18 protein-coding genes are annotated in these 16,362 nt (G+C 69.5%); 3 read left to right on the top strand and 15 right to left on the bottom strand.

Translation table 11 applies throughout. The features are described 5' to 3' along the window. Nucleotides 1–32 precede the first annotated feature (32 nt). Genes ACK5M9_RS03775 through hisD form a run of 9 tightly spaced genes read right to left on the bottom strand, consistent with a single transcriptional unit; the run spans nucleotide 33 to nucleotide 7,584 of the window. Nucleotides 33–1,187 carry a calcium:proton antiporter gene (locus tag ACK5M9_RS03775; RefSeq protein WP_416891859.1) on the bottom strand — a complete coding sequence of 385 codons (1,155 nt, stop codon included), beginning with the start codon at nucleotides 1,185–1,187 and terminating at the stop codon, nucleotides 33–35. 10 nt (nucleotides 1,188–1,197) lie between these two features. After that, complete coding sequence (hisI, locus tag ACK5M9_RS03770; protein ID WP_416891858.1) at nucleotides 1,198–1,545, bottom strand: phosphoribosyl-AMP cyclohydrolase; 348 nt, start codon at nucleotides 1,543–1,545, stop codon at nucleotides 1,198–1,200. Continuing rightward, a complete protein-coding gene (hisF, locus tag ACK5M9_RS03765; protein ID WP_416891857.1) occupies nucleotides 1,542–2,330 on the bottom strand; it encodes an imidazole glycerol phosphate synthase subunit HisF in 789 nt (262 codons plus the stop codon). Before hisF ends, hisI begins: the two co-directional genes overlap by 4 nt. Next, entirely contained in the window at nucleotides 2,330–3,142 is an 813-nt protein-coding gene (locus tag ACK5M9_RS03760; protein WP_416891856.1) for an inositol monophosphatase family protein, read from the bottom strand. Before ACK5M9_RS03760 ends, hisF begins: the two co-directional genes overlap by 1 nt. Before the next feature lie 6 nt (nucleotides 3,143–3,148). Then, complete coding sequence (gene priA / locus ACK5M9_RS03755; RefSeq protein ID WP_416891855.1) at nucleotides 3,149–3,895, bottom strand: bifunctional 1-(5-phosphoribosyl)-5-((5-phosphoribosylamino)methylideneamino)imidazole-4-carboxamide isomerase/phosphoribosylanthranilate isomerase PriA; 747 nt, start codon at nucleotides 3,893–3,895, stop codon at nucleotides 3,149–3,151. 2 nt (nucleotides 3,896–3,897) lie between these two features. After that, on the bottom strand, nucleotides 3,898–4,518 hold the full coding sequence (hisH, locus tag ACK5M9_RS03750; RefSeq protein WP_416891854.1) for an imidazole glycerol phosphate synthase subunit HisH: 621 nt from the start codon (nucleotides 4,516–4,518) through the stop codon (nucleotides 3,898–3,900). Next, the gene (gene hisB, locus ACK5M9_RS03745; protein WP_416891853.1) at nucleotides 4,515–5,141 is read right to left on the bottom strand and encodes an imidazoleglycerol-phosphate dehydratase HisB; all 627 of its coding nucleotides are present in this window, start codon (nucleotides 5,139–5,141) and stop codon (nucleotides 4,515–4,517) included. The genes hisH and hisB overlap by 4 nt, the downstream gene beginning before the upstream one ends. Then, nucleotides 5,138–6,271 (bottom strand): histidinol-phosphate transaminase, encoded by a 1,134-nt coding sequence (locus tag ACK5M9_RS03740; RefSeq protein ID WP_416891852.1) that lies wholly within the window; start codon nucleotides 6,269–6,271, stop codon nucleotides 5,138–5,140. Before ACK5M9_RS03740 ends, hisB begins: the two co-directional genes overlap by 4 nt. Further along, nucleotides 6,268–7,584: a histidinol dehydrogenase gene (hisD, locus tag ACK5M9_RS03735; RefSeq protein WP_416891883.1), complete on the bottom strand. Its 1,317-nt coding sequence runs from the start codon at nucleotides 7,582–7,584 to the stop codon at nucleotides 6,268–6,270. The genes ACK5M9_RS03740 and hisD overlap by 4 nt, the downstream gene beginning before the upstream one ends. A 105-nt stretch (nucleotides 7,585–7,689) precedes the next feature. On the opposite strand from hisD, the gene ACK5M9_RS03730 reads away from it, so the two are divergent. Next, nucleotides 7,690–8,103 carry a nitroreductase family deazaflavin-dependent oxidoreductase gene (locus ACK5M9_RS03730; protein WP_416891851.1) on the top strand — a complete coding sequence of 138 codons (414 nt, stop codon included), beginning with the start codon at nucleotides 7,690–7,692 and terminating at the stop codon, nucleotides 8,101–8,103. A 25-nt stretch (nucleotides 8,104–8,128) separates the two neighbouring features. On the opposite strand, the gene nadC is transcribed toward ACK5M9_RS03730, so the two are convergent. Genes nadC through nadA form a run of 3 tightly spaced genes read right to left on the bottom strand, consistent with a single transcriptional unit; the run spans nucleotide 8,129 to nucleotide 11,666 of the window. After that, nucleotides 8,129–8,986 (bottom strand): carboxylating nicotinate-nucleotide diphosphorylase, encoded by an 858-nt coding sequence (gene nadC, locus ACK5M9_RS03725; RefSeq protein WP_416891850.1) that lies wholly within the window; start codon nucleotides 8,984–8,986, stop codon nucleotides 8,129–8,131. Next, nucleotides 8,986–10,620: an L-aspartate oxidase gene (locus tag ACK5M9_RS03720; RefSeq protein WP_416891849.1), complete on the bottom strand. Its 1,635-nt coding sequence runs from the start codon at nucleotides 10,618–10,620 to the stop codon at nucleotides 8,986–8,988. Before ACK5M9_RS03720 ends, nadC begins: the two co-directional genes overlap by 1 nt. Continuing rightward, a complete protein-coding gene (nadA, locus tag ACK5M9_RS03715) occupies nucleotides 10,617–11,666 on the bottom strand; it encodes a quinolinate synthase NadA (protein WP_416891882.1) in 1,050 nt (349 codons plus the stop codon). The genes ACK5M9_RS03720 and nadA overlap by 4 nt, the downstream gene beginning before the upstream one ends. Before the next feature lie 46 nt (nucleotides 11,667–11,712). Between nadA and ACK5M9_RS03710 the strand changes: the two genes are divergently transcribed. Further along, a complete protein-coding gene (locus tag ACK5M9_RS03710; protein WP_416891848.1) occupies nucleotides 11,713–12,426 on the top strand; it encodes an NUDIX hydrolase in 714 nt (237 codons plus the stop codon). A 218-nt stretch (nucleotides 12,427–12,644) separates the two neighbouring features. Continuing rightward, on the top strand, nucleotides 12,645–13,994 hold the full coding sequence (locus ACK5M9_RS03705; RefSeq protein ID WP_416891847.1) for a lipase family protein: 1,350 nt from the start codon (nucleotides 12,645–12,647) through the stop codon (nucleotides 13,992–13,994). Here the strand turns inward: ACK5M9_RS03705 and ACK5M9_RS03700 are convergent. From ACK5M9_RS03700 to bioB, 3 genes are read right to left on the bottom strand one after another with little or no spacing between them, the layout of a single operon-like run. Beyond that, nucleotides 13,960–14,658 (bottom strand): DUF2567 domain-containing protein, encoded by a 699-nt coding sequence (locus tag ACK5M9_RS03700; RefSeq protein ID WP_416891846.1) that lies wholly within the window; start codon nucleotides 14,656–14,658, stop codon nucleotides 13,960–13,962. The two genes, ACK5M9_RS03705 and ACK5M9_RS03700, sit on opposite strands and share 35 nt — an antisense overlap. Then, complete coding sequence (locus tag ACK5M9_RS03695) at nucleotides 14,655–14,912, bottom strand: hypothetical protein (protein WP_416891845.1); 258 nt, start codon at nucleotides 14,910–14,912, stop codon at nucleotides 14,655–14,657. Before ACK5M9_RS03695 ends, ACK5M9_RS03700 begins: the two co-directional genes overlap by 4 nt. A gap of 14 nt (nucleotides 14,913–14,926) precedes the next feature. After that, a complete protein-coding gene (gene bioB, locus ACK5M9_RS03690) occupies nucleotides 14,927–15,988 on the bottom strand; it encodes a biotin synthase BioB (RefSeq protein WP_416891881.1) in 1,062 nt (353 codons plus the stop codon). Nucleotides 15,989–16,362: the final 374 nt, after the last annotated feature.

Raw genomic sequence — 16,362 nt, 5'->3', positions numbered from 1 at the left:
CCAGGATTCGCGGGCCGGGAGCCGATACGGTGCTACGGGCTGATCGCCATGAAGAAGAACGCGGCCAGCACCACCAAGTGTACTTCACCCTGCAGCCGCGTCGCCCGGCCCGGAACCACGGTCAGCATGCTGACCACGACGGTCAACGTCAACAGCACCAGTTGCATGGGGCCCAGACCCAGCACCAGCGGCCCGGGACTCCACGCCGACGCCAACGCGATGGTGGGGATGGTGAGTCCGATGCTGGCGATCGCCGACCCGTAAGCCAGGTTGAAGCTGATCTGCATGCGACCGCGCCGCGCCGCGCGCACGGCGGCAATCGTTTCCGGCAGCAACACCAGCGTCGCGATCACCAGGCCGACGAACGAATGCGGGAAGCCGGCCGCGGCGACCATGCGTTCGATGATCGGCGACTCCACCTTGGCCAGCCCCACCACGGCGACCAGGGCGACGAACAGCATCCCCAGGCTGAACAGCGCAGGTGTGGCGGCCGGCCGGCCGGCGTGGTTCTCTCCGGCGGCACCGTCTGCCGGAGTCCGGTCCCCCGCGGCCCGGTGCTCGGCGGCCCCGCCCGCAGCGGCGTCGTCTTCGGCGGCCATCGCCGGCGCCACCGGCAGGAAGAAGTCGGGATGCCGGGTGGTCTGGGTCAACACGAACATCAGATAGAGAGCCAGCGAGGCCACTGCCGCGAACACCAGCTGGCCTGGTGAAAACCGGGGACCCGGATGGGTGGTGGTGAAGTTGGGCAGCACCAGGCTCAGCGTTGCCAATGTGGTGACGGTCGCCAGTGCCGAGCCGCTGCCGTCGGCGTTGAAATGCGTTACGCCGAAGCGCCGGGAGCCGACCAGAAGCGACAGACCCGCGATCCCGTTGGTGCTGATCATGACGGCCGCGAAGACGGTGTCGCGGGCCAGCGAAGCGGCCTTGTCTCCGCCCGAGGCCATCAGCGTGACGATCAGCGCTACTTCGATGAGCGTCACGGCGACCGCCAGCAGCAGCGATCCCAGAGGTTCGCCGACCCGGTGGGCTACCACTTCGGCGTGGTGAACGGCGGCCAGCACTGCCCCGGCGAGCAGCAGCGCCTCGACGGCGCCCACCACCGGACCGATGTCCTCACCCCAGGTGAACACCAGCGAGACGACGGCGAACAGCGGCACCGCCACGTTCCACGGAATCCGGTTGTGCATCAGCCGAGCCTCACACTTCGGGCTCGAGCAGCACGGCGGCATCGAAGCAACTGTGGTCGCCGGTGTGGCAGGCCGCACCCACCTGATCGACGGTCACCAGCACGGTGTCGCCGTCGCAGTCCAACCGCACCGAGCGCACATGCTGGGTGTGCCCGGACGTCGCGCCCTTGATCCACTGCTCGCCGCGAGATCGCGAAAAATACGTGGCCTCACGGGTTTCCAGAGTCCGGGCCAGTGCGTCGTCGTCCATCCACCCCACCATCAGCACCTCTGCGCTACCGTGTTCCTGCACGACGGCCGCGATCAGCCCGTCGGAATTGCGCTTGAGCCGCGCGGCGATCTGCGGGTCGAGGGTCATCGCACCGTGATTCCTTCCGCGGCCATCGCCGCCTTCACCTGGCCTATCGTCAATTCCCGGAAGTGGAAGACGCTGGCCGCCAACACCGCGTCGGCGCCGGCAAGGACCGCCGGCGCGAAATGTTCCAGCGCCCCGGCCCCACCGCTGGCGATCACCGGAACGGCTACCGCGGCGCGGACCGCACGCAGCATCGCCAGGTCGAATCCGGCCTTGGTGCCATCGGCCTCCATCGAATTGAGCAGGATCTCCCCCACGCCGAGCCCGGCGCCGCGTGCGGCCCATTGCACGGCGTCGACACCGGTGCCGCGGCGGCCCCCGTGCGTGGTGACCTCCCAACCCGACGGGGTCGGGGCCGAGCCGGCCGGCACCGCGCGCGCGTCGACCGACAGCACGATGCACTGCGAACCGAATTGCCGTGCCAACTCGGCCAGCAGGTCCGGGCGGGCGATCGCGGCGGTGTTGACCGAAACCTTGTCCGCGCCCGCACGCAGCAGCACGTCGACATCGGCCACGGTGCGCACGCCGCCCCCGACCGTCAGCGGGATGAAGACCTGTTCGGCGGTGCGCCGCACCACCTCCAGCATGGTGGCCCGGCCCGACGAGGACGCCGTCACGTCGAGGAAGGTCAGTTCATCGGCGCCCTCGGCGTCATAGGCCGCCGCCAGCTCGACGGGATCGCCGGCGTCCCGGAGGTTTTCGAAGTTCACCCCCTTGACGACGCGCCCGCCGTCGACATCCAGGCACGGAATCACCCGCACCGCAAGGTCATCGGGATTGTTCAACATCAGTACTCCCCCGGCTCCCCCGCGGTGCGCAGGATCTCCAACATCTCCTGGTGCACACCCGGGGCGGCGGCCAGGGCCGAGCGGGATGACGGGGTCCATGGCCGGCCCGCCAGGTCGGTGACGATGCCGCCGGCCGCCCGCACCAGCACTGCGCCGGCGGCGTGGTCCCAGGCGTATCCGCCGAAACATACGGCGCCACCGAGGATCCCATCTGCCACGTAGGCCAGGTCGAGTCCGGTGGAGCCGTGCATACGCAACCGGGAAGACACCCGGCTGAGGTTCTCCAGAACCGCCAGGCGATACCGGCCGGGGAAACGGCCGCGGCCGTCGGCGCTGAAGGACCCGGCGCCCACCAGCGAGTCGGCGAGCCTGGCGGGGGCAAGGGCGGGCTGCGCGACACCGTTTTTGAGCAGCGCGCCACCAGCAACCGCGGTGTACCGCTGGTCGAGAAACGGTAGCCAGGTCAGGCCGGCCACCGGTTCGCCGTGGTGCAGCAGGCCCAGCAGGATCCCGGCCATCGGCGAGCCGGCGGCGTAGTTGAAGGTGCCGTCGATCGGATCCAGCACCCACACCCACTGTGCGTCGAAGCCGGGGCCGCCGAAGTCCTCGCCGTGCACCTCGATCCCGGTCGCCGCGACCAGCGCGTCGACCACCTGGCGTTCGATGGCGAGGTCGACTTCGGTGGCAAAGTCGTTGCCCTTCTTGCGCACCGCGGAATCCGCGCGGTGCCCGGCCAGGAACTGCTCACAGACCTTGTCGAGGATGGCCGACGCCTGCTCCACCAGCGGACCCGCCACGCTGTCCAGATCCATGCCGCGCTACTCCCGTACGGCGGCAAGCGCTTGCGGCAACGTGAACCGCCCCGCGTAGAGGGCTTTGCCGACGATGGCGCCCTCGACCCCGCTGCCGGTCAGCGTCGCGATGGCACGCAGGTCATCGAGGCTGGACACGCCACCGGAGGCGATCACCGGCGCCTCGGTGCGGTCGGCTACCCGGGCCAGTAGGTCGAGGTTGGGGCCGCCTAGCGTGCCGTCCTTGGTGACGTCGGTGACCACGAAACGCGAGCATCCTTCGGCGTCGAGGCGATTGAGCACCGGCCACAGGTCGCCGCCGTCGGTCTCCCAACCGCGTCCGCGCAACCGGTAGCCGCCCTCGCCCGCACTCGGGTCGACCAGCACGTCGAGACCCACCGCGACCCTGTCTCCGTGCTCGGCGATCGCGCGGGCACACCACTGCGGATTCTCCAGCGCCGCCGTGCCCAGGTTGACCCGGTTGCAGCCGGTCGCCAGCGCTGCGGCCAGCGATTCGGAGTCACGGATTCCGCCGGAGAGCTCCACCTGCACGTCGAGCCGGCCGACCACATCGGCCAGCAGCTCCCGGTTGGACCCACGCCCGAAGGCCGCGTCCAGGTCGACCAGGTGAATCCAGTCGGTGCCGTCGCGCTGCCAACCCAGCGCCGCATCCAGGGCCGAACCGTACTCGGTTTCGCTTCCGGCCCTGCCCTGAACCAGGCGAACGGCGCGACCGGAGACCACATCGACGGCCGGCAGCAGAATCAGCGACACCGCTACAGCCCCTCGACCCAGTTGCGCAGAACGGCGGCGCCGGCGTCGCCGCTCTTCTCGGGGTGGAACTGGGTCGCCGACAGCGGCCCGTCCTCGATGGCTGCCAGAAACGGCACCTGATGCGTTGTCCACGTCAACATCGCCTCTGCTGGGCCTTCCCACCGCTGGGCGGCATAGGAGTGTACGAAATAGAACCGGGTGCCGGGGCTCACGCCGCGGAAGAGACCACTGTCGGGCGGGGTGTGCGTCACGTTCCAGCCCATGTGCGGGATTACCGGCGCCTTCAACTTGGTTACCGCACCGGGCCATTGGCCGCAACCCGTTGTCTGCACACCGAATTCGACACCGTGCGTGAACAGGATCTGCATGCCCACGCAGACACCCAGCACGGGGCGGCCGGCGCCGACGCGTTCGGCGATGATCCGCTCGCCGCCGATGGCCCGCAGGCCCGCCATGCAGGCCTCGAAGGCGCCCACACCGGGCACCACCAGCCCGTCCGCCGCCCGCGCGGCATCGGCATCCGAGGTCAACTCGACGTCTGCTCCGGCCCGTTCCAGGGCGCGCTGAGCCGACCGCAAATTGCCCGAACCGTAGTCCAGGACCACCACCGATTTACCCGTCACAGAACACCTTTGGTGGACGGCACCCCCGAGACCCGCGGATCGGGCTCCACGGCCTGACGCAGCGCGCGGGCCACCGCCTTGTACTGCGCCTCGGTGATGTGGTGAGGATCGCGGCCGTAGAGCACCCGGACATGCAGCGCAATCCGGGCGTTCATGGCCAGCGACTCGAACACGTGCCGGTTGATCACGGTGTGATAGGGCACCGAGCTACCGGCGATCGTGCTGTGCCGCAGGTGATCCGGTTCCCCGGTGTGCACGCAGTAGGGTCGTCCGGAGACGTCGACCGCAGCATGCGCCAGTGTCTCGTCCATGGGGATGAATGCGTCACCGAACCGGCGGATACCCGTCTTGTCGCCCAGCGCCTGCGCCAGGGCCTGCCCCAGAGCGATAGCGGTGTCCTCGACACTGTGGTGTGCTTCGATGTCGACGTCGCCCTGGGTGCGCACGCTCAGATCGAAGCTGGCGTGGCTGCCCAGTGCGGTGAGCATGTGGTCGAAGAACGGTACGCCGGTGGCGATGTCGACTTTTCCGGTGCCGTCGAGATCGAGTTCGACTACGATGTCGGATTCGCGGGTGCGCCGTTCGATGCGGGCACGCCGGTCGGGTAATTCGGCTGCTGTCACGATGCTCCTATCGGACTGGAAGTGACCGGCGCCAATTCGGTGGTGGCCACCTGGGCGCTGGCACGCAGGAAGACGTCGTTCTCGTCGGCCAATCCGGTGGTGGCGCGCAGGTGGCCGGGGATGCCGACGTCGCGGATGAGCACGCCGGCGTCCAGATACTGTTGCCAGGCAGCCTGCGCATCGGCGAATTCTCCGAACAGCAGGAAGTTCGCGTCACTGGGGACAACGCGAAAACCCATGCCGGCCAATGCCGCCGATACCCGTTGGCGTTCGGCTATCAGGGTGGCAACGCTAGCCAGGGTGTCGTCGGCGTGCCGCAAGGCCGCACGGGCGGCGGCCTGGGTGACTGCCGACAGGTGATACGGCAGCCGCACCAGCAGCATGGCCTCGATCACCGCGGGGGTGGCGACGAGGTACCCGAGCCGTCCGCCGGCGAACGCGAACGCCTTGCTCATGGTGCGGGTGACGACAAGCCTGCCGGGGTACTCCCCGACCAGTGCCACCGCGCTGGGTTGCAGGGAGAATTCGCCGTAGGCTTCGTCGAGGATCAGGATTCCCGGAACTACATCGAGCAACCTCCGCAGATCCGGCGGTGAAACGCTCTGTCCGGATGGGTTGTTGGGACTGGCGATGAACACCACGTCGGGTTTGTGTTCGACGACGGCGGCAACCGCGGCGTCGATGTCGAGGCTGAAATCACCGGCCCGGCGGATCTCCAGCCATGCGGTGCGGGTGGCATCGGCGATGATCGGATGCATCGAGTACGACGGCGCAAAGCCGATCGCGGTGCGGCCGGGGCCGCCGAAGGCCTGCAGCAGCTGCTGCAGAATCTCGTTGGAACCGTTTGCCGCCCAGATATTGTCCAACCGCACCCCGATGCCAGTCTGCGATGTCAGATAGGCGGCCAGGTCGGTCCGCAACGCCATCGCATCCCGGTCGGGATAGCGATTCAGCCCGGCGGCCGCTTCCCGCACCGAGCGGACAACGTCGTCGACGAGTGCCGGGGTCGGCGGGTGCGGATTCTCGTTGGTGTTCAACCGCACCGGGACATCGAATTGCGGTGCCCCGTAAGGCGATTTACCGCGCAGGTCCGCACGCAGCGGAAGGTCGTCGAGCGTGGGCCGGGTCATTGCTCGAACCTCCGCCGCACCGCTTCCCCGTGCGCGGGCAGGTCTTCGGCGGTGGCCAGTGCGATCACGTGGCCGGAGACATCCTTGAGCGCCGCCTCGGAGTAGTCGACGACGTGGATGCCCCGCAGGAAGGTCTGCACCGACAGCCCGCTTGAATAGCGGGCGGAACCCGCGGTGGGCAACACGTGGTTGGAGCCCGCGCAGTAGTCGCCCAGGCTGACCGGCGCGTACGGGCCGACGAATACCGCACCGGCCGAACGGATCCGGCGGGCAATGGCGGCCGCGTCGGCGGTCTGGATCTCCAGGTGCTCGGCGGCATAGGCGTTGACCACCCGCACGGCGGCGTCGAGGTCGTCGGTCAGGATGATCGTGGATTGCGGACCGGTCAGTGCGGCGGTCACCCGGTCGCGGTGAACGGTGGTCGGCAGCTGTCGGGCCAGCTCGGCGTCGGTGGCGTCGGCCAGCTCGGGGCTGGGGGTGACCAGGACGCCGGCCGCCATCTCGTCGTGTTCGGCCTGGCTGATCAGGTCGGCGGCCAGGTGCGCGGGGTCGGCGGTGTGGTCGGCCAGGATGGCGATCTCGGTCGGGCCCGCCTCGGCGTCGATGCCGGCCCGGGAGCGGCACAGCCGCTTGGCGGCGGTGACATAGATGTTGCCGGGGCCGGTGATCATGTCCACCGGGGTCAGCTCGGCGCCGTCGAGGTCGGTTCCGCCGTAGGCCAGCAGCGCCACCGCCTGCGCTCCGCCGACCGCCCAGACCTCGTCGACATCCAGCAGCTTGGCCGCGGCCAGGATGGCGGGGTGGGGCAGCCCGCCGAACCGGGCCTGGGGTGGACTGGCGACCACCAGCGACCCGACGCCGGCGGCCTGGGCGGGCACCACGTTCATCACGACGCTGGACGGGTACACCGCGTTGCCGCCGGGCACGTACAACCCGACCCGGTCGACCGGCACCCAGCGTTCGGTGACCGTGGCGCCGGGACCCAGGGTGGTCGTGGTGTCGGTGCGGCGCTGACTGGCGTGTACCGCCCGGGTGCGCTCGATCATCACTTCCAGCGCGTCGCGAACGTCGCCGTCGAGCCCGTCCGGTGCGGCCTCCAGGTCTGCCCGGGGCACCCGCACGGCGGGCGGGCGCACCCCGTCGAACGATTCGCCGTAGTCCAGCGCGGCTTCGGCGCCGCGCTCGGCGACGGCCTGCACGATCGGGCGGACCTTCGGCAGCACGGAGTCCACATCGACGCCCGAACGCGGCAGCACCGCACGTAGCCGCGCGGCCGTCAACTCGCTGCCCCGCAGATCAAGGCGGGTCAATATCGGCGCGTTCGTCACTGCACCATTGTTCCAGAGCTGCTCAAGTCAATATCGGCCCGGTACAGTCGATCGGGCAAGAGGACGGCGCTACCGCGGAGGAGCCAGGCAATGCCCGCACGGGATCAACACCCCAACAACGCCCCAGGTGTTCCGATGCTCTTTCCGGTGTGGTTCGAGAATATTCAAGTCAAATACCTCAACGCGGTTCTCAAACCGTTCGCCCGTTTCCTGCCCGGCACCGCGACCATCGACCATCGCGGCCGCAAGTCGGGAAAGCCGTACAAGACGATCATCACCGCTTACCGCAAAGGCGATGTGCTGGCGATCGCGCTCGCTCACGGAAAGACCGACTGGGTGAAGAACGTGCTGGCCGCCGGCGAGGCCGACGTGCATTTCCTGCGCACGTCGGTGCACATCACCAATGTCCGGATCCTGCCGGCCGGCTCCGAGGGCGAAGGTCTGCCCAGGATCGCGGGGACGCAGCTGCGGCGGATGGCGGTGTTCGTCGGCGAGATCGCCTGACGTCCCGAAGGCCGATGCGCGTCCGCTACACATCCAGGCCGACGTCGAGCACCCGCACCGAGTGCGTCAGCGCACCGACGGCGAGATAGTCGACACCGGTTCCGGCGTAGGTTGCGGCGGAGTCCAGGCTCAGCCCGCCGGAGGATTCCAGCAGGACCTCCGGCGCCTGCGCGTCTCGCCGCTGCACCGCGGCCTGGGTCTGCCACACCGCGAAGTTGTCCAGCAGGATCAGCTCGGGCTTCTCCGGAAGCACCGAATCCAGCTGCTCCAGCGAGTCCACCTCCACCTCGCAGGACAGCTCCGGTGCTGCCGCGCGTACGGCGCGCAACGCCGCCACCACCGACCCGGCTGCGGCGACGTGATTGTCCTTGATCAGCGCGGCGTCCCCCAGGCCCAGCCGGTGGTTGACACCGCCGCCGACCCGGACCGCATACTTCTGCAGGGTGCGCAGGCCGGGCAGGGTTTTGCGGGTATCGCGGATGCGGGCCTCGGTGCCGCTGACGGCCGCCACCCAGGCTGCGGTGGCCGTGGCGATGCCCGACAGATGGCACACCAGGTTGAGCATGGTCCGTTCGGCGGTCAACAGGCCGCGGGTGGGGGCCCGAACAGTGAGCAGTGGTGCGTCCGGGCCCACCGGAGTTCCGTCTTCGACGCGGTGCAGCACCCGGTAGTCGCCGTCACCGATCACCTCATCGAGCACCAGCAATGCCACCTCAACACCGGCGGCCACCCCGTTCTCGCGCGGCACCATCGACGCGGTGACGACCGCGCCGGCCTCGACGGTCGCCACCGTGGTGGCGTCGGGTCCGTAGCGCAGGTCCTCGGTGAGGCCGCGCCGGATGACCTCGCGGGCGTCGGTGCGCTCGGAGTCGTCCAGGAACATCAGCCCACCGCCGCGGCCGCCGGCGCCAGCGCCCGCACCACCACCGTGTCGCCGGCGCTCTCGCCGGCGCCGGCGTCGTGCACGGCGAGCCGACCCAGGTTCGGGCGGGCCCGGGCCGGGTCGGCCGACGGAAAATCGGCGCGGTGGTGGCAGCCGCGGCTCTCGGAGCGGGTCAGCGCCGCGGCGGTCAGCGCCCGCGCGGTCAGCGTCAGCGCCACGTCCTCGGCATCCCGACGGGACGTGACCCGGAGCACCGGTGCGGCCTCGAGGATGCCGGCCAGCCGGTGCAGGCCAGCGGCGTCGCGGACCACGGATGCGTCGCGGCTGACGGCGCCCCGCAGCTCGGCCCGCGGCACGGCGGTGTGGACGATGGGCTCGGGCATGGCGGCTCGCGGATGGCCCGCCTCGGTCGCGTGCAGCGATGCCGCTGTACCCGCCCGGCCTCCGACCACCAGGCCTTCCAGCAGGCTGTTGGACGCCAACCGGTTGGCGCCGTGCATCCCGGTGCGGGCCACCTCGCCGGCCGCGAAGAGGCCGGGCAGTTCGGTGCGGCCGTGCACGTCGGTGACGACGCCGCCGCAGCTGTAGTGCGCGCCCGGGACGATCGGAATGGGCTGCCGGACGGGGTCGATGCCGGCCGCCCGGCAGGCGGCGGTGACGGTGGGAAACCGGGATTCGAACCCGGCGATGCCGCGAGCATCAAGGTAGGCGCACCGGTCGCCGGTGGCCTTGAGCCGGGCGTCGACGGCGGCCGTGACGACGTCGCGGGGGGCCAGGTCGCCCAGTGGGTGCACCCCGGCGGTGATCGAGTCTCCGCGGCTGTCGATCAGGACCGCGCCCTCGCCTCGAATGGCCTCGGTGATCAGCGGCCGCCGGCCGTCGTCGCGACCGTGCGGGCCGGAATGGAGCATCGTGGGATGGAATTGGACGAACTCCAGGTCCGCCACCGGCAGACCGGCCCACAATGCCAGCGCGATGCCGTCCGCGGTGGAACCGGCGGGGTTGGTGGTCGCACCGTAGAGCTGCCCGAGGCCCCCGGTGGCCAGGATCACCGAAGCGGCGCTGATGATGCCGGGGCCGTCCGGGCCGGCCACCAGCACACCGCTGACGGCCGGGGTTCCCAGCGCGTCGTCGTGCAGCACCCGCAGCGCGACGTGGCCGGCGCGGATGTCCAGGGCTCGGGCCGCGCGGTCGAGCGTGCGCTGGATCTCGGCCCCGGTGGCGTCGCCGCCGGCGTGCACGACGCGCCGGCGGGAGTGGCCGCCTTCGCGGGTGACGTCCCATCGGCCGGGGGCCGCTTGGTCGAATCGCGCTCCGGACCCGGCCAATCCGGACACGGCACGGTAGCCGTCGGCGACGATCGAATACACCGCGTCGGGGTCGCACAGGCCCGCGCCGGCGGCCAGGGTGTCCGCCACGTGGGCGTCGATCGAGTCGTCGCTGTCCGGCAGCACCACCGCGATACCGCCCTGGGCGTAGTGAGTTGCGGTCACCTCGCGGGTCCGGGCCGCCTTGTTGAGGACGACGGTGCGCCATCCCGCGCGATGTGCCGCCAGGGCGGCGGTCAGACCGGCGACACCCACGCCGACCACTACCACATCTGCGCGGTCGGACCAGACCGGCGCCATCGTCATTCGCCGCCGCCCGGCTGCCCGATTTCGATCATCCGCGCCACGCTGCGCCGAGCCGCTGCGGCGGTGTCGGGATCGACGTGCACCTCGTCGGCCCCGTCGACGAGGCAGCGCAGCAGGGCCGCCGGGGTGATCATCTTCATGTACTTGCACGACGCACGGTCGTTGACCGCCTGGAACTCGACTTGCGGTGCGGCCCTGCGTAGTTGGTGCAGCATACCGACCTCGGTGGCTACCAGTACCTTTTGCGCGTGTGTGTGGCGCGCTGCGTCGAGCATGCCGCCGGTGGACAGGATCTTGACCCGGTCGTCGGGGAACGCCCCTTCGCCGGCCAGGTACAAAGCAGAAGTGGCACAGCCGCATTCGGGGTGGACGAACAGGTCGGCATCGGGATTGGCGCGCGCCTGGTCGCGCAGTTCGTCGCCGTTGATCCCGGCGTGCACGTGGCATTCGCCGGCCCAGATGTGCAGGTTCTGCCGGCCGGTCACCCGGCGCACGTGGGCGCCGAGGAACTGGTCGGGGCAGAACAGCACTTCGCGGCCGGGATCGATGGACGCCACCACGTCCACCGCGTTCGACGACGTGCAGCAGATATCGGTGAGCGCCTTCACCTCCGCGGTGGTGTTCACATAGGAGACGACGACCGCCCCCGGGTATTCGTCCTTCCACGCGCGCAGCTCTTCGGCGGTGATCGAATCGGCCAGCGAACAGCCGGCCCGCTGATCGGGAATCAGCACCGTCTTGTCCGGGCTGAGGATCTTGGCGGTCTCGGCCATGAAATGCACGCCGCAGAACACGATGGTGTCCTCGGGGGCTTCGGCCGCGATCCGGGACAGCGCCAGCGAGTCCCCGACGTGGTCGGCGACCCCCTGGATCGCCGGCAACTGGTAGTTGTGGGCCAGCACCGTGGCACCGCGCAAGCGGGCCAGCCGGCGGATCTCGCCGGCCCACTGCTCGTCGCCGTCGACGCCGGTGTAGCCGGTGGGTGTGTCGACGACGCGGGCCGACAGCTCCCCGGCGAGCGTATCCGTGGGATTCGCGACCGACATGGCGGGTCCTTTCACGCCAGCAGGTTTTCGACTTATAATCGAAAACATGCCCAATGGTAGCACTCGCCACGAAGTGCTCGCCGTCGTATTCCAGGTTCGCCCCGATGCCGCGGCGGCCGGCGGACGGGGCGCAAACAAACCGCGGCTGCACGTGCTGTTGTGGCAACGGGCCCGGGCTCCGCACAGGGGGGCCTGGGCGCTGCCGGGCGGCCAGCTGCGCACCGACGAGGACATGAACACCTCGGTTCGCCGCCAGCTGGCCGAGAAGGTGGATCTGCGCGAGCTGGCCCACCTGGAACAACTCGCGGTGTTCTCCGACCCTCGACGGGTGCCGGGCGCGCGGGTGATCGCCTCGACCTTCCTGGGGCTGGTGCCCTCCCCCGCCCGGCCGGAACTGCCCGAGGACACCCGCTGGCATCCGGTCGGAGCGCTGGGGGACATGGCCTTCGACCATGCACCGATGGTGACCCACGCGCACGCTCGACTGGTCGCCAAGATGTCCTACACCAACATCGGATTTGCCTTAGCCCCAAAAGAATTCGCATTGTCGACCCTGCGTGATATTTACGGCGCCACGCTGGGACACCAGGTGGACGCGACCAATCTGCAACGGGTGCTGGCCCGTCGCAATGTCATCACCGCGACCGGCACCATCGCGCGGTCGGGTCGCAGCGGCGGACGTCCGGCGGCGCTGTACCGGTTCACCGACTCGCACCTGCGGGTCACCGACGAATTCGCCGCCCTGCGTCCCCCCGGCTGATCCGCGCCGCTGTGCGGCCGGACCCGGTTGTGACCGGAAGCACGTGGTGCCGCACCTTCAAATCGCAGCTCAGACCCTGTACCTTATGTCTAAGAGTTAACTAAGAAGCTTCGGTATGCGGAAAGTTCCTCCGAAGCCGTGTCATGACCGGCTCCGGTGGCAACATGAGCGTCGGGCAGGGAGTTCGCCGGAGCGGGGAGACCCCGAAGGGATTCGTGATGGCAGAAATTGCCAAGACGGCAGACGCGACGAGCGCGGACGGGCTGCGCTGGATCGGTGCGGCCCCGCACGAGGAAATGCAGCGCAAAGTACGCCCGCTGTTGCCGTCGGACGACCCGTTCTACCAGCCGCCGAGCGGTTTTCAGCATGCCGAACCCGGAACCGTGCTGCGCTCCCGGGAGGTCGAACTGGCGTTCCTGGGCGTGATCCCGCAGTCCATGACCGCCACCCAATTGCTGTATCGGACCACCGATCTCAACGGCAACCCGGAGGCGACGGTGACCACGGTGATCATGCCCGTGGAGGTGGCCCCCGGCAGCGCCCTTCCGCTGCTGTCGTACCAGTGCGCGATCGATGCCATCGCATCGCGCTGCTTCCCGTCGTATGCGCTGCGGCGCAGGGCGCGGGCCATCGGCTCGCTGACCCAGCTGGAGCTGGTGCTGATCACCGCGGCGGTGGCCGAGGGCTGGGCGGTGTCGGTTCCCGACCACGAAGGCCCGCAGGGGCTGTGGGGCGCACCGTATGAACCCGGGTACCGGATCCTGGATGGCATCCGGGCTGCCCTGACGTCGGATCGCCTCGGGTTGTCTTCGGCGGCGCCGGTCGGCCTGTGGGGTTATTCCGGCGGCGGGCTGGCAAGCGCGTGGGCGGCCGAAGTCTGCAGCGAATACGCACCCGAGTTGAACATCGTCGGCGCCGTGTTGGGGTCACCGGTCGGCGACCTGGGGAACACCTTCCGCCGGCTCAACGGTCGCCTGTTCGCCGGTCTGCCGGCGCTGGTGGTCGCAGCCCTGACCCACGTCTATCCCGGACTCAACGAGGTGATCAAAGGGCACACCAGCGATGAGGGGCTCGACCTGCTTGCCCGACTGGAGCAGATGACCACCGCCGAGGCGGTGGTCCGGATGGCGCGCCTGGATATGGGCGACTACCTCGACGAACCCCTGGAGGAGACCTTGGCCCGGCCGGCGGTCGCCGAGGTGTTCGAGAGCATCAAGCTCGGGACCGCCGCGCCGAGGCCGCCGGTGTTGCTGGTGCAGGCCGTCCACGACTACCTCATCTCGGTCGACGACATCGACGAGTTGGCCCATACCTACATCGCCGGCGGGGCGAACGTGACCTACCACCGGGATGCGTTCAACGAGCACATGGCCCTGCACCCGCTGTCGGCGCCGATGGCGCTGCGCTGGCTCATCGACCGCTTCGCCGGCCGTCCGCTGACCGACCACATGGTCCGCACCACCTGGCCGACCGTGTTCAACCCGGTGACCTACAGCGGGATGGCGAGGCTGATCGCAATCGCGGCCAAGGTTGTCACCGGCCGGAGGATCCACCGTCGGCCGCTGTGACGTCCTGCGGTGCGCTTGCCGGCGCCGACCGGGTCTGGGGCGGGTAACCACCCAGATCGTCCCGTGCCGTCCCGGCGGTCAGCAAGGCGTAGATCATTGATGCGGCGGCCGCGGGAGACAACAGTGCGGCGACGATCTGCAACGGTGCGTGACTGAAGAACACCGGTGGCGCCTGCACCACATAGGTTGCCGAATGCTCTCGGGACGACAATGCGACGGTATCGAAATCCAGTGTGCCATAACGTATTATGACCAATAGTGCGCCGACGGCCGCGGCTGCGGCGGCAGCGCCGATCAGCCCCGCCGAGAGTCCGGCCGCCATCCGTGGACCCCGGTGGTCACGCCACTGCCAGACGGCCACCGCCGCCACTACCGCCAGTACGCCGAGGAATCCCAGCAACATGAACGGCGCGATGAAGAAGTTCTGCGACTCACCGCCCAGGTAGTCGTGGACGCGCTCGCCCTTGCGGGAGACCGCGACTATCGCGTGAACCGGCGGCGCGATCCATGCCCACAGCGCGCCGACCGCCACACCGGCGACCGTCAGGCCGGCAACCACGATGCGGATCGCCCGTCGCCGCGGTGTGCGCGGGGCGTGCGCGGGCACGGGGACCCGGGCCGGATCGTCCGGGGCGCCGACGTTGGGCGGCGTCTCCTCGTTCATCGTCGCGCCTCCAGGTCGGCCGAATCGGCCTCACCGTGCCGCGAGCACCGCGCCCGCCAGCCGTCGGGGCGGACCTGTACGACCATCCGGCGTCCGCATTCGGCGCAGAACCGGGGTGGCTCCAAACCCAGCCGGGCCGCAGTTGGAGTGGCCGATCCCGCCGGTTCGCCGGTGTAGACGTTGTAGATACCCGCGCCAACCGGTCCCCCCCGGCCACGGTCCCCGGCACCCGCGCCGCCCGGCCGTTGCGTCACGATTCCCGCTGTACTCACAGGCTTGCGTTGAGCGCCTTGAGTGGCATCTGCACGTCGTCCAGCAACTCCAGATCCGCCTCGGCGGGCCGGCCCAGGGTGGTCAGGTAATTGCCGACGATGACGGCGTTGATGCCGCCGAGGATGCCCTGCCTGGCGCCGAGGTCCCCCAGGGTGATCTCGCGGCCGCCGGCGAACCGCAGAATGGTGTGCGGCAGCGCGAGCCGGAACGCGGCGACCGCTTTGAGCGCTTCGGTGGCCGGTAATACCTCCAGGTCGCCGAACGGGGTACCGGGGCGGGGGTTGAGGAAGTTCAGCGGCACCTCGTCGGGCCCCAGCTCGGCGAGTTCCGCGGCGAACTCGGCCCGCTGCTCCAGCGTCTCCCCCATGCCGAGAATCCCGCCGCAGCAGACCTCGATTCCCGCGTCGCGCACCATTGACAGTGTTTGCCAGCGCTCTTCCCAGGTGTGGGTGGTGACGACGTTGGTGAAGAACGAGCGGGAGGTCTCCAGATTGTGGTTGTAGCGGTGCACGCCCATGGCAGCCAGTTGCGCCACCTGCTCGGCGCTGAGCATCCCAAGTGAGCAGGCGATGTTGATGTCGACCTCGTTGCGGATCGCCTCGATACCAGCGGCGACCTGGGAGAGCAGGCGCTCATCCGGCCCACGGACCGCGGCCACGATACAGAATTCGGTCGCCCCGGACTTGGCGGTCTGCTTGGCCGCCTCCACCAGGCTGGGCACATCCAGCCAGGCGCTGCGCACCGGGGACTGGAAGAGACCGGACTGCGAGCAGAAGTGGCAGTCCTCCGGGCAGCCACCGGTCTTGAGGCTGATGATGCCCTCGACCTCGATCTCGGGACCGCACCAGCGCATCCGGACCTCGTGGGCCAGCCCCAGCAGTTCCTCGAGCCGATCCTCCGGGAGTTGCAGCACCTGAAGTACCTGGCCCTTGCTCAACCCCTCGCCCTGTTCGAGCACCTGGTGCCGAGCCAGGGCCAGAATGTCGGCGGGGCCGGCCGACGTCGCCGTGCCGTCCCGGCCGGTGCGGCCTGTGGGTCGAGTTGGTGCTTGCGCCACCGGGTACTCCTGCGTCATCGCTGAATCGTTCCTGCGTCGTTGTCGTGTCCGGCGTTGCCGGACCACACTTACCTGCCCGGCGGCGCGCATCGGGCAGCCGGGAATCGGTTGTTCTTCAGGTTAGGGTAGCCGCCGGCAGCCCCCCGCACGGTCCTTGGCTGCCCCGTCCGCCCGTAGGACCTCGTCCGGCTCGCTCGGCGGGGCGTCGATTGTGAGGTCAGGGCGTCGACTGTGAGGTCAGGGCGTCGACTGTGAACACAGGGCTTTCACTGTGAGTCCAGGGCGGAGTTTTCGTCCAGATCGCGCCCTGTGTTCACAGTGAAAGCCCTGTGTTCACAGTGAAAGCCGTGTGTTCACAGTGAAAGCCGAAACGC

Source organism: Mycobacterium sp. (assembly GCF_047975165.1).
In the GTDB taxonomy this organism is placed as follows: domain Bacteria; phylum Actinomycetota; class Actinomycetes; order Mycobacteriales; family Mycobacteriaceae; genus Mycobacterium.
The sequence above is the reverse complement of the archived record's forward strand: the minus strand, read 5'-3'. Positions and strand labels throughout refer to the sequence as shown.